The 12,397-nt window shown below is 70.1% G+C and carries 6 protein-coding genes and 1 riboswitch; of the genes, 5 read left to right on the top strand and 1 reads right to left on the bottom strand.

Annotated features, from left to right (window positions below; all coding sequences use genetic code 11):
* Nucleotides 1-254 precede the first annotated feature (254 nt).
* The 4 genes from AC1PME_RS20560 (at nucleotide 255) to AC1PME_RS20545 (ending at nucleotide 9,380) form a co-directional block, all read left to right on the top strand.
* Entirely contained in the window at nucleotides 255-3,686 is a 3,432-nt protein-coding gene (locus AC1PME_RS20560; protein WP_307547319.1) for a hybrid sensor histidine kinase/response regulator, read from the top strand.
* A 121-nt stretch (nucleotides 3,687-3,807) separates the two neighbouring features.
* Complete coding sequence (locus tag AC1PME_RS20555; protein WP_481096871.1) at nucleotides 3,808-5,664, top strand: sulfotransferase family protein; 1,857 nt, start codon at nucleotides 3,808-3,810, stop codon at nucleotides 5,662-5,664.
* A gap of 324 nt (nucleotides 5,665-5,988) precedes the next feature.
* Entirely contained in the window at nucleotides 5,989-8,694 is a 2,706-nt protein-coding gene (locus AC1PME_RS20550; protein WP_481096870.1) for a TonB-dependent receptor, read from the top strand.
* A gap of 98 nt (nucleotides 8,695-8,792) precedes the next feature.
* A complete protein-coding gene (locus AC1PME_RS20545; RefSeq protein WP_307552778.1) occupies nucleotides 8,793-9,380 on the top strand; it encodes a 2OG-Fe(II) oxygenase family protein in 588 nt (195 codons plus the stop codon).
* 100 nt (nucleotides 9,381-9,480) lie between these two features.
* Here the strand turns inward: AC1PME_RS20545 and mntP are convergent, their stop codons facing one another.
* A complete protein-coding gene (mntP, locus tag AC1PME_RS20540) occupies nucleotides 9,481-10,056 on the bottom strand; it encodes a manganese efflux pump MntP (RefSeq protein WP_307547313.1) in 576 nt (191 codons plus the stop codon).
* 481 nt (nucleotides 10,057-10,537) lie between these two features.
* A riboswitch (cobalamin riboswitch) is annotated at nucleotides 10,538-10,737 on the top strand.
* Between the two features lie 138 nt (nucleotides 10,738-10,875).
* Here mntP and AC1PME_RS20535 point away from each other — a divergent pair.
* Entirely contained in the window at nucleotides 10,876-12,390 is a 1,515-nt protein-coding gene (locus AC1PME_RS20535) for a CoA-acylating methylmalonate-semialdehyde dehydrogenase (protein WP_481098165.1), read from the top strand.
* The last annotated feature ends 7 nt before the right edge of the window (nucleotides 12,391-12,397 follow it).

Raw genomic sequence — 12,397 nt, 5'->3', positions numbered from 1 at the left:
ACCGCAACCGAGCGGTGATTCTGCTTAACTGGGCTGCGTGCAAAGGGGGGGCGCAGGTAAAGAGGCGAGAAGCGCCTTGCTCGCCGGTGGGGGAAGCGCGGTTACGTGTATAGGCCGCCGCCGCCTCACCTGCCTCGCGGCGCCCAGCCCGGTGCACGCGCAGCCCAAGCGAGACGCAGCGAGCCCCGAACTCCCGACTACGCCGAAACGCATCCCACCCTCTAGACTGCACCCATCGTCGTGGGGGCTCGCCTTTGGTTTCCAGTTGGATCCTGCTGCTGGTGTCGGTCGGCTATGCGGCGCTGCTGTTCGCGGTGGCGTGGTGGGGCGACCGCCGTCCGCTGTACCCGGAGCGGCCGTGGCTGCGGCCGGCGGTGTACAGCCTGGCGCTGGCCGTGTACTGCTCGTCGTGGACGTTCTACGGCGCGGTCGGCAGTGCGGTGCGCAACGGCGCCGGCTATCTGCCGATCTATCTTGGCCCGCTGCTGATGCTGCTGTTCGGCTGGCGCATCGTCGAGCGCCTGGCGCTGATCGCGCGCAGCGAGAACACGGTGTCCATCGCCGACTTCATCTCCTCGCGCTATGGCCGCTCGCGGCGCCTGGCCGCGCTGGTGGCGGTGATCGCCCTGGTCGGCGTGGTGCCGTACCTGGCGCTGCAGTACAAGGCGGTGGCGATGAGCCTGCAGGTGCTCAGCGGCCAGTCCAGCGCCGGGGCGCCGTTCTATGCCGATCCGGCGCTGTACGTGGCGTTGGGGATGGCGCTGTTCGCCACGCTGTTCGGCACCCGCCAGGTCGATGCCACCGAGCACCACCACGGCATGATGCTGGCGATCGCGCTGGAGTCGGTGGTCAAGTTGCTGGCGATGGTGGCGGTGGGCGTGTTCGCCTACGTGTGGCTGTCCGCGCGCGACGGCGGCCAGGTGCTGCAGTCCACGCGCACGCTGTTCCAGAACACCCCGCCGGTGGGCTTCATCTCGCAGACCCTGCTCAGCTTCCTGGCCCTGGTGTGCCTGCCGCGGCAGTTCCACGTGGCGGTGGTGGAGTGCAGCGATGTCGGCGACATCCGCAAGGCGCGCTGGCTGTTCGGCCTGTACCTGGTGCTGATCTCGGCGATGGTGGTGCCGATCGCCGCGGCCGGCATCGCCCTGTTCGGCGGCGGCAACGTGGCCGACGACAGCATCGTGCTGGCGCTGCCGCTGGCCGAAAGCCGCAGCGCGCTGGCGCTGGTCGCCTACGTCGGCGGTTTCTCCGCGGCCACCGGCATGGTCATCGTCTCCAGCATCGCGCTGGCGACGATGATCAGCAACGACCTGGTGATGCCGGTGCTGCTGCGCCGCCGCGGGCACCAGGCCGCCGATGCCGACGTGGCCTCGAAGGTGCTGTGGATCCGCCGCCTGGCGATCCTGCTGCTGGCGCTGATCGCCTACGGCTACTACCGCAGCAGCAGCAACGACACCACGCTGGCGTCCTACGGCCTGATGGCCTTCGCCGCGGTGGCGCAGTTCGCGCCGGGGGTGATCGGCGGGCTGTACTGGCGCGGTGCCAGCCGCAAGGGCGTGGAGACCGGCATGGTGCTGGGCTTCGCCACCTGGATCTACACGCTGCTGCTGCCGGCGCTGACCCAGGCCGGTTGGCTGGCGCCGGCCTGGCTGCTGGACGGGCCGTTCGGCATCTCCTGGTTGCGCCCGCAGCAGCTGTTCGGCATGAGCGGTTGGGACCCGCTGGCGCACGGCACGTTCTGGTCGCTGCTGGTCAACGTCGGCACGATGATGCTGGTGTCGGCGCGCTGGCGCCCGGGCCTGGACGAGCGCCTGCGCGCGGCGCCGTTCCTGGAACCGTATTCGCAGCGTCCGGCGGTGGCCGGCGACTGGCTGGGGCAGGTGCGCGTGATCGACCTGCAGGCGCTGGCCGAGCGCATGGTCGGCGAACGCCACGCCCGCCGCGCCTTCGCCGAACAGGCGCAACTGCTCGGCCGCGAGCCGCAGCCCACCGCGGTGGCCGACCGCGCCTGGGTGCAGTTCACCGAGCGCCTGCTCGCCGCCTCGATCGGCGCGGCCTCCGCACGCCTGGTGCTGACCAGCCTGCTGCGCGGCTCGGGCATGGACCTGGGCGAAGTGGTGGCGGTGCTCGACGAGGCCGGGCAGGAGCTGCGCTTCAACCGCGAGATCCTCTCCACCACGCTGGAGAACATCAGCGCCGGAGTCAGCGTGGTCGATCCGGCGATGCGCCTGACCGCGTGGAACCGCCGCTACCAGCAGATGTTCGGCTATCCCGACGGCATGCTCTACGTCGGCCGCCCGGTCGCCGACCTGATCCGCTACAACGCCGAGCGCGGCGAGTTGGGCGGCGGCCAGGTGGAGGACCAGATCGCCCGCCGCATCGCGCACATGCGCGCCGGCACCCCGCACGTGTTCGAACGCACCCGCAGCGACGGCAAGGTGATCGAGATGCGCGGCCAGCCGCTGCCCGGCGGCGGCTATGTCACCAGCTACAACGACATCACCGACTACAAGCGCGCCGAGCAGGCCTTGCTCGAAGCCAACGAGACCCTGGAACAGCGCGTGGCCGACCGCTCGCGCGAGGCCGAGCTGGCGCAGCAGTCCAAGACCCGCTTCCTGGCCGCGATCAGCCACGACGTGCTGCAGCCGCTCAACGCCGCGCGGCTGTTCGCCTCGGCCTTGCGCGATGCGCACCAGAACGAGGAGCAGCGGCATCTGGCCGAGCGCGTGGACGCCTCGCTGCGCGCGGCCGAGGAATTGCTCGACGGCCTGCTCGACGTGTCGCGGCTGGACGCCGGCGGCCTGCGCCCGACCATCGAGGATGTGGATGCCGGCCTGTTGCTGCGCGAACTGGCCGCGCAGTACAGCCCGATCGCCGCCGGCCGCGGTCTGCGCCTGCACGTGTATGCGCGGCCGTTGTGGGTGCGCAGCGATCGCCGGCTGCTGCGCCGGGTGCTGCAGAACTTCCTCGCCAACGCGCTGCGCTATACCCGCCAGGGCCGCATCGTGCTGGGCATGCGCCGCCGCGGCGCGGCGCTGGAACTGCAGGTCTGGGACACCGGCCCGGGCATCCCGCCGCACCACATGCAGCAGATCTTCGACGAGTTCCAGCGCTACCAGCAGCCGTTCGACTGGGGCGAGCAGGGGCTGGGCCTGGGCCTGTCGATCTGCCAGCGCATCTCGCGCCTGCTCGGCCACGACCTGGACGCGCGCAGCCGCGTCGGCCACGGCAGCATGTTCTCCATCACCCTGCCGCGGGCGGCGCCGCCGCCGCAGGCGCAGCAACGCCCGCCGCGTGCGGCGGCGGCGGCCGATTCGCTGGCCGGGCTGCGCGTGCTGTGCGTGGACAACGACCAGGAAATCCTCGACGGCATGCGTGCGCTGCTCGGCCGCTGGCAGGTGGAGGTGATCTGCGCCAGCACCGTCGACGCGGCGCTGGCGCAGGCCGCGTGCGCGCCGCACGTGATGCTGGTCGATTACCACCTGCACGACCGGCTCGACGGCCTGGAGACCCTGGACGCGCTGCGCGAGGCCATGCCCGGGCCGGTGGCCGGCGCGCTGCTCACCGCCGACGGCCGCGACGAACTGAAGCTGCAGGCCCGCGAGCGCGGCTACCGGCTGCTGACCAAGCCGGTCAAGCCGGCCTCGCTGCGCGCCTTCCTCACCGCCTACCACGATCCGATCTAGGACCATCGCGCGTTTGTGTAACGGCAATGTATGCGCTGTATGGCAACCGACGGCGCGGCCGGCGTGGCGGCGGGCGCGGCAGGGCGGCTAAGGTGACGCACCGCCCACGACCCGCCTGCGCATGACCTCCCTGGACGACACCGCGATCCCCCCGCTCCCGGACCTGCTGGCGGCGCTGGAGGCCGGCCAGGCGCAGACCCTGGAACGCGGCGCCCGCGCCTACCTGCGGCAGCGTCCCGACGACGTCCTGGCCAGCAGCCTGCTGGCGATGAGCCTGCAGATGCAGGGCCAGCCGGCGCCGGCGGCCGCCCTGTACCGCACGCTGGCCGAGCGCGAGCCGCACGAGGTGGCGCACTGGAACAACCTGGGCACCGCCTTGCGCGAGGCCGGCGAACCCGACGCGGCGGGCGCGGCCTATCTGCGTGCCCGCGCGCTGGCGCCGGACGATCCGTTGCCGCACCACAACCTGGGCCTGCTGGCGATGGACGCCGGCGACTACGCCGCCGCCCGCGAACACCTGCTCGATGCGCACGCGCTGGCGCCGCACGCGCCGCCGCTGTGCGTGCACGCGGCGATGGCCTGCCACGAATGCGGCGACTTCCAGCGCGTGCAGGCGCTGATCGCCGACTGGCGGCAGTGGCCGCCACTGGATCCGGACACCACCGTGGAGCTGGCCTGGCTGTTGTCGCAGGGCGGCGAGACCGACGCCGCCTGCGAGCTGCTGCGCGCCTGCGCCCAGGGGCCGATGGCGCAGCCGGCGCGGGCCTGGTCGCGGCTGGTGCTGGTGCTCGAACGCGCCAACCGCCTGCCGCAGGCGCGCGAAGCCGCCGCGCAGCTGCCGCCGCCGGAACGGATCGACGACCCGGACGTGCGCCAGGACGCCTGCAATGCGCTGGCGGTGCTGGCCATGCGCGAGGGCCAGTGGCTGCAGGCGCATGCGCTGTTGCGCGGGCTGCTGGCCGCCGGCAGCGCGGTCGACCGGCGCAAGCAGAGCAACCTGTTCTTCGCCCTGGCGCGGGTCTGCGACCGCCTGGGCCTCTATGACGAAGCGCTGGACGCCTGCGCGCAGGGCCATGCCGGCCAGGTCGAGAGCCTGGCCGCGCTGGTGCCGGAGCTGGCGGCGGCGGACGCGCCGCCGTTGCCGGTCGCGCAGGTCCGCTGGGATCCGGCGCGCCACGCCGCGGCGCGGCCGGTGACCGCACCGGCCATGGCCGACTCGCCGGTCTTCGTGGTCGGCTTCCCGCGCTCGGGCACCACCCTGCTGGAACAGATGCTCGACGCCCACCCGCAGTTGGTGGCGATGGACGAGCGGCCGTTCCTGCAAGGGCTGGCCGACCGCCTCGAGGCGCGCGGCGTGGCCTGGCCGGACGGGTTGGGCGAGCTCGACGATGGCGCCTGCGCCGCGTTGCGCGCCGAGTACTGGCAGGCGGTGCGCGGGGTGGTGCAACTGCAGCCGGGCCAACGTCTGGTCGACAAGAACCCGCTGAACCTGCTGCGCCTGCCGCTGATCCGGCGCCTGTTCCCCGAGGCGCCGGTGATCCTGGCGCTGCGCCATCCCTGCGACGTGCTGCTGAGCTGCTACATGCAGGCGTTTCGCTCGCCGGCCTTCGCCCTGCTGTGTTCCAGCCTGCCGCGGCTGGCGCGCGGCTATGCCGACGCCATGGACTTCTGGCGCTACCACGCCGCCCTGCTGCAGCCGCGCACGCTGGAGCTGCGCTACGAGGACCTGGTGGCCGACCCGCAGGCGCAGGTGGCGCGCCTGGGGCAGTTCCTGCAACTGGCGCAGCCGGAGCGGCTGCTGGAGTTCCAGCGGCATGCGCGGGACAAGGGCTTCATCAGCACGCCCAGCTACGCCCAGGTGGTGGAGGGCATCAACCGCAACGCCCTGGACCGCTGGCACGCCTACCGCGACGCCTTCGCGCCGGTGCTGCCGGTGCTGCAACCGTTCCTGCAGCACTGGGACTACCGTGGCGGCTGAGCACTGCGTGTTGTCTGAACCGTTCCCGTCTGCGGGTTGAACGGCAAAACGCCGCACGCGCTGTACCGCGGTTGAAGCGGCGTTTTTGTCAGGGGCTGGCGCACGCTGGCACACCGAAACAACACCCTTCTTATAAAAAACTAACAAGTGCCTGACGGTCCCGTAATGGACCGCTGGCCCGAGGCATCCATTTCGCCCGCCGCGCCTTCGAGGTGCCCGGGATGGTTCGCGCCTGCGTGCAACGCCGGCGCTTGTCGCACATCACATGAGGTCTTCCCGATGTCCGTAGCAAAGAACAGACTCGCGCACGCCGTTTGCCTGGCCATGGCGACGCTTCCCGCCACGCTCTACGCGCAGAGCGCGACGCCGGCCGCGTCCGGCGATGCGCCGGTGACCCTGGACAAGCTCACCGTCACCGGCTCGCTGGTGCGTCGTGTGGACGTGGAGACCGCAAGCCCGGTCGCCGTGGTCGATCGCCAGCAGATCCAGCAGAGCGGCAAGCAGACCCTGGGCGACCTGCTGCAGGCGCTGCCCGGCATCGCCGGCGCCGCGACCAACCCGCAGGTCAACAACGGCGGCGGCGACGGCGCCTCGACCATTTCGCTGCGCGGCCTCGGCGACGAGCGCACGCTGATCCTGATCGACGGCCACCGCATCCAGAACAACGACGTCAACTCGATCCCGGCCAACATGATCGACCACGTCGAAGTGCTGAAGGTCGGCGCCTCGGCGATGTACGGCTCCGACGCCATCGGCGGCGTGGTCAACTTCATCCTGCGCAAGAACTTCGAAGGCGGCGAAGTCTCGGCCAACTACGGCCAGACCAGCCGTGGCGACGGCGCGCGCCAGGGCGGCAGCTTCACCTTCGGCAAGACCTGGGACCGCGGCAACGTCGTGGTCGGCCTGGACTACAACAAGCAAAATGACGTCTCCAGCGCCAACCGCGCGTTCTCCAAGTACGCGATGTACCTGTCCAGCGGCAGCGTCTACAAGGGCGGTTCCAGCCGCACGCCGACCGGCTACTACAAGCTGCCGGCGGCGACCCTGGCGGCCAACGGCTGCAGCGCCAACGGCGCACTGACCGGCAACGGCAGCGGCGGCTACAAGTGCTACAGCTCCTCGGCCGACGCCTACAACTACCAGGCGCAGAACCTGCTGCTGACCCCGCAGCAGCGCGTCGGCGGCTTCGTGCTCGGCAGCTTCAACATCACCGACTCGACGCAGGCGTACGTCAACGCCTACCACAACCACACCATGTCCAACTTCGCGATCGCGCCGCTGCCGTTCGATGCGCAGAACGACGGCATCACCATCGCCGCGAACAACCCGTACAACCCGTTCGGCGTGGAGTTCGGCCCCAACGGCTACGAGTTCCGTTCGCGCTTCACCACCCTGGGCCAGCGCGAAGGCTTCTACGACACCGCCACCGACCAGGACGTGATCGGCCTGAAGGGCGGCATCGGCGACAGCAGCTGGGTGTGGGACGCCAACTTCAACTACGGCCACTACCGCCAGCGCAACTGGAGCCACGGCTACGTCGACTACGCCGCGCTGCAGAACGCGATCAACAGCGGGCAGGTCAACATCTTCGACCAGGGCAACGCCAATACCGTCGCCTGGCTCAAGAGCAACGAGTCGATTCCGCGCCAGGAAACCACCACCATCATGCGGCAGTGGGAAGCCAGCGCCAACGGCAGCCTGTGGGAGATGCCGGCCGGCGCCGCACAGCTGGCGGTGGGCGCGCTGTACCGCAAGGAGAGCCTGGACTCCACGGTGTCGGCCAACGCGCTGATCAACAGCGACAACACCTGCGCCATCTCCTCCGAAGCCTGCGCCTCGCCGCTGAGCGGCAGCTTCAACGTCAAGGAAGCCTACGCGCAGCTGTTCATGCCGGTGCTGGAGCAGTCCTCGCCGATCGGCGCGCTCAACCTGACCCTGAGCGACCGCTATTCCGACTACAGCAGCGTGCGCTCGGGCAACAACAGCGCCTCGTTCCAGGTGGAGTGGCGGCCGATCCACGACCTGATGGTGCGCGGCACCGCGGCGCAGGTGTTCCGTGCGCCGACCATCACCGACATCTACCAGGGCCCGACCGCCGACTCGCCGAACTTCGTCGACCCGTGCATCGGCTACAGCGGTAGCGGCAACGCCAATGCCTGCGCCGGCGTGCCCGCCGGCTGGACCGGCTCGGGCCTGTCGCAGACCAATGCGATCAAGTCCGGCGCGACCTACGTCGGTTATCAGCTCAAGCCGGAGAAGGGCACCTCGTTCGACTACGGCCTGGTCTACAGCCCCGACTACGTGCCGGGCCTGTCGCTCAACCTCGACTGGTGGAAGGTCAAGCTCAACGACCTGATCCAGCCGATCTCCGCGCAGACCGTGGCCGACCTCTGCTACAACGACAACAACAGCCCGTACTGCAGCTACATCCACCGCTACCCGGCCGGTACCGTCAGCGCCGGCAACATCGACTACATCCAGACGCCGGTGGTCAACATCGGCAAGCTCAACACCCAGGGCATCGACCTGGGCGCCAGCTACGCGCTGCCCGACACCGACTACGGCAAGTTCACCCTGGCCGTGGACAGCACCTACCTGCACCGCTACGACATCGACACCGGGGACACGGTGGTGCACATGGCCGGGCGCTACAACTCGTCCTACGGCAACTACGCGCACTGGCGCGCGCATGCGCTGTTCGGCTGGAAGCTGGGCAACTGGGATGCGAGCTGGACCACGCGCTATGTCGGCAAGATGCAGGTTGGCACCGGCGACCTGAGCCAGAACATGTCCGCCGATGCGGCGTTCAAGGGCGTGGTGCTGAACTACGGCAGCTACATGTACCACTCGCTGCAGGTGGGCTACGACATGGCCGGGGCCAACCTGCGCCTGGATCTGGGCGTGGACAACCTGACCAACAAGCAGCCGCCGATGATGTACCAGAACAACGTGTTGAACGCGAACACCGACGTGAGCACCTACGACACGCTCGGCCGCTACTACTGGATGCGGGCCACCTACCGCTTCTGAGTGGCACCGGCGCCGCCCGCCCGCGCGGGCGGCGCCGGAACGTGCGACACGGCGCGTCCCTGCGGGCGCGCCGTTCTGCTGCAGGGGGCAGCGTGCCGATGCGCCTGAACCACACCGACCTGCGTCACTACGTCCGCGTCTACGACGCGGCGCTGGATCCGGGCTTCTGCGCGCAACTGATCGCGCAGTTCGAACAGACCGCCGCCCAGCACAGCCGCAATGGCGCCGGCCAGCGCGCCGGGCTGGACGACAGCGCCTGGACCGAACTCAACGTCACCCGCCTCGCCGATCCGGCGTTCCAGGGCTTCTTCATCGAACAGGTGCGTGCGGCGCTGGCCCGCTACAACGCCGATCTCGGCCTGACCGCCGAGGTGCCATGGCGCCCACGCCTGGCCGACCTGCGAATCAAGCGCTACCGCGCCGATGCCGGCGAGCGCTTCCAGCCGCACTTCGACGCCTGCGATGCGGAGACCGGCCGTTACCTGGTGTTCCTGTGGTATCTCAACGACGTGGCCGAGGGCGGGCACACCCGCTTCCTCGACCTGGACCTGGAAATCGCCCCGCGCGCCGGGCGCCTGCTGGTGTTCCCGCCGTACTGGATGTTCCTGCACGCGGGCCTGCCGCCGCGCAGCGGCGACAAGTACATCCTGTCCACCTACCTGGAATTCACCGCCAAGCCGGCCTGACCCAGGGCGCGGTCATGGCGGGATGGGCGCGCACCGCTGCCGCACATCCCCAATTCCGAATCGCGAATCCCTAATCTGGGCCGAACGAACGCCACCGCGCTCATCCCGCGCCATGCAGATGCTCGAACAGGATGGTGCAGCCGATCGCGATCAGCAGCGCGCCGCCGACGATCTCCGCGCGCTTGCCGGCCAGGGCGCCGAGCGCGCGGCCGAGCATGATGCCCAGGGTGACCATGGTCAGCGTGCACAGGCCGATGACCGCCGCGACCTCGACGATGTTCACGTCGAGGAAGGCCAGGCCCACGCCCACCGCCATCGCGTCGATGCTGGTGGCGAAGCCGGTGGCGGCCAGGCTCCAGAAGCCGTGGCGCTTGGGCGCGGCCTCCTCGGGCGCATCGCTCTCCGGCTTGAGACCGGCGACGATCATGTGCACGCCCAGCGCGCCGAGCAGGCCGAAGGCGATCCAGTGGTCGAAGGCGACCACGTACTTGGACGCGGCCTGGCCCAGCACCCAGCCCAATGCCGGGGTCAGCGCCTCGATGCAGCCGAAGATCAGGCCGGCGCGCAGCGCGTCGGCCCAGCGCGGGCGCTGCATCGCCGCCCCCTTGCCGACCGCGGCGGCGAAGGCGTCGGTCGACATGGCGATGCCGAGCAGCAGAATCGAAAGAAACGACATGGGGAACCTTACCGGGACAGGCGACAACGACGAGTGCGCGCGCCCGGCCTTCGCCTTGCGCACTCGCCGCTGGTCTCGCCAACCGAACTGGCTGCCCGTACCACGGCGCATCGGCCGAGTCTGTTGATACGGGCGCTGTCCGCGCAGGGCGGACAGCAGGCTACTCCCCAAGGGGACGCGCAGTCTAACAGCCGCCAACTGCGGCGAACATACCTAGAACGCACGCGAACCTGCAGCTTCTCTTCTTAGCACCGGCTATAGCGGCGCGTGCCTGTGGGCCTCCGCGTGGGGCGCTGCGACGGCTCGCGGCGGCGGCGATCGTGCGGCGCGTTCGGTGTCGTTGCTGCAGCCTGGTGTCCGCCGGTCGTGCACGCCGGCCGTCGCAGGCGAACGCCGCGATGCGCTGTCGGCCACGGCGCGCAGCGTGCCGGCGTCGACACGCGCGCTGCGCTGCAGCGTGTTGCCGTCGCCGCGGCGCGACTACACTGGTCACGCTTCAGGTGCCTGGTCGTCGCAAGACGCGCCGGGTGAAACGGGAAGCCGGTCCGATGCCGGCGCTGCCCCCGCAACGGTAGGCGAGAACACCCGACAACAGACCACTGCGCAAGCGGGAAGGCGTCGGGGTAATGCGATCCCGCATTGCTCGCAAGCCCGGAGACCGGCCTGGCGTGGACGTCCTGCGACGTTCTTTCTCGGGTGTTGCGGTGGGCAACCTGGCGAGCCGAACGACGTCGGGGCCCTGCGCCGCGCGTTCGCTTGTCCTGTCCATCGCCGCCCGCCCGGTGGTGATGCGATGAGGAGACAGGACCCGTGAACCAGATGACCCGGACCCGCGCCGAGGTGGCGACCGTCAAGCTGCTGATCGACGGCGCGTTCGTCGAATCCAGCAGCAGCCAATGGCGCGAGGTCGTCGATCCGGCGACCCAGGACGTGCTCGCGCGCGTGCCGTTCGCCACCGCCGCGGAAGTGGACGCCGCCGTCGCCGCCGCGCGGCGTGCGTTCGCCAGCTGGCGCAAGACGCCGATCGGCGCCCGCGCGCGGATCTTCCTGGCCTACCAGCAGATGATCCGGGCGCACATGGGCGAGCTGGCGGCGATCCTCACCCGCGAGCAGGGCAAGACCCTGGCGGACGCGGAAGGCGACGTGTTCCGCGGCCTGGAAGTGGTGGAACAGGCGGCTGCGATCGGCAACCTGCAACTGGGCGAACTGGCCAACAACGTCGCCAACGGCGTGGATACCTACACGCTGCTGCAGCCGCTGGGCGTGTGCGCCGGCATCACCCCCTTCAACTTCCCGGCGATGATTCCGCTGTGGATGTTCCCGATGGCCATCGCCACCGGCAACACCTTCGTGCTCAAGCCGTCCGAGCAGGATCCGCTGGTGACCATGCGGCTGGTCGAACTGGCGTTGCAGGCGGGCGTGCCCAAGGGCGTGCTGAACGTCGTGCACGGCGGCGCCGAGGTGGTCGATGCGCTGTGCGACCACGCCGACATCAAGGCGCTGTCGTTCGTCGGCTCCACCAAGGTCGGCACCCACGTCTACCGGCGCGCGGCGCTGGCCGGCAAACGCGTGCAATGCATGATGGGCGCCAAGAACCATGCGGTGGTGTTGCCGGATGCAGCGCGCGAGCAGACCCTCGACGCGTTGGTGGGCGCGGCCTTCGGCGCCGCCGGCCAGCGCTGCATGGCCGCCTCGACGGTGGTGCTGGTCGGCCAGGCGCGGCAGTGGATTCCGGCGTTGGTGGCCAAGGCGCAGACGCTGAAGGTCAATGCCGGCAGCGAACCTGGCACTGATCTTGGGCCGGTGATCTCGCGCAGTGCGCGCGAGCGCATCGAAGCGCTGATCGCCACGGGCATCGCCGAGGGCGCGACGCTGGAACTGGACGGACGCAACCCGACGGTGCCCGGTTTCGCGCAGGGCAACTTCGTCGGCCCGACGATCTTCTCCGGGGTCGCACCGGGCATGCGCATCTACGACGAAGAGATCTTCGGCCCGGTGCTGGTGATCCTGGAGGCGGCCACGCTGGAGGATGCGATCGCCCTGGTCAACGCCAATCCGAACGGCAACGGCACGGCGCTGTTCACCCAATCCGGCGCCGCCGCACGCAGGTTCCAGGAAGAGATCGACGTCGGCCAGGTCGGCATCAACGTGCCGATCCCGGTGCCGGTGCCGCTGTTCTCGTTCACCGGTTCGCGCGCCTCCAAGCTCGGCGACCTCGGCCCCTACGGCAAGCAGGCGGTGCAGTTCTACACGCAGACCAAGACCGTCACCGCGCGCTGGTTCGACGACGCCGGCACCGGGCAGGGCGTCAACACCACGATCCGCCTGTCATGACGGCCGC

It is taken from the genome of Xanthomonas sp. NCPPB 901 (assembly GCF_056725085.1).
The sequence above is the reverse complement of the archived record's forward strand: the minus strand, read 5'-3'. Positions and strand labels throughout refer to the sequence as shown.

Excerpts from the sequence above, each read along its gene's own strand:
- mntP (WP_307547313.1), bottom strand. The coding sequence starts at position 10,056 with ATGTCGTTTCTTTCGATTCTGCTGCTCGGCATCGCCATGTCGACCGAC.
- AC1PME_RS20545 (WP_307552778.1), top strand. The coding sequence starts at position 8,793 with ATGCGCCTGAACCACACCGACCTGCGTCACTACGTCCGCGTCTACGAC.
- AC1PME_RS20555 (WP_481096871.1), top strand. The coding sequence starts at position 3,808 with ATGACCTCCCTGGACGACACCGCGATCCCCCCGCTCCCGGACCTGCTG.
- AC1PME_RS20535 (WP_481098165.1), top strand. The coding sequence starts at position 10,876 with ATGACCCGGACCCGCGCCGAGGTGGCGACCGTCAAGCTGCTGATCGAC.
- AC1PME_RS20550 (WP_481096870.1), top strand. The coding sequence starts at position 5,989 with ATGGCGACGCTTCCCGCCACGCTCTACGCGCAGAGCGCGACGCCGGCC.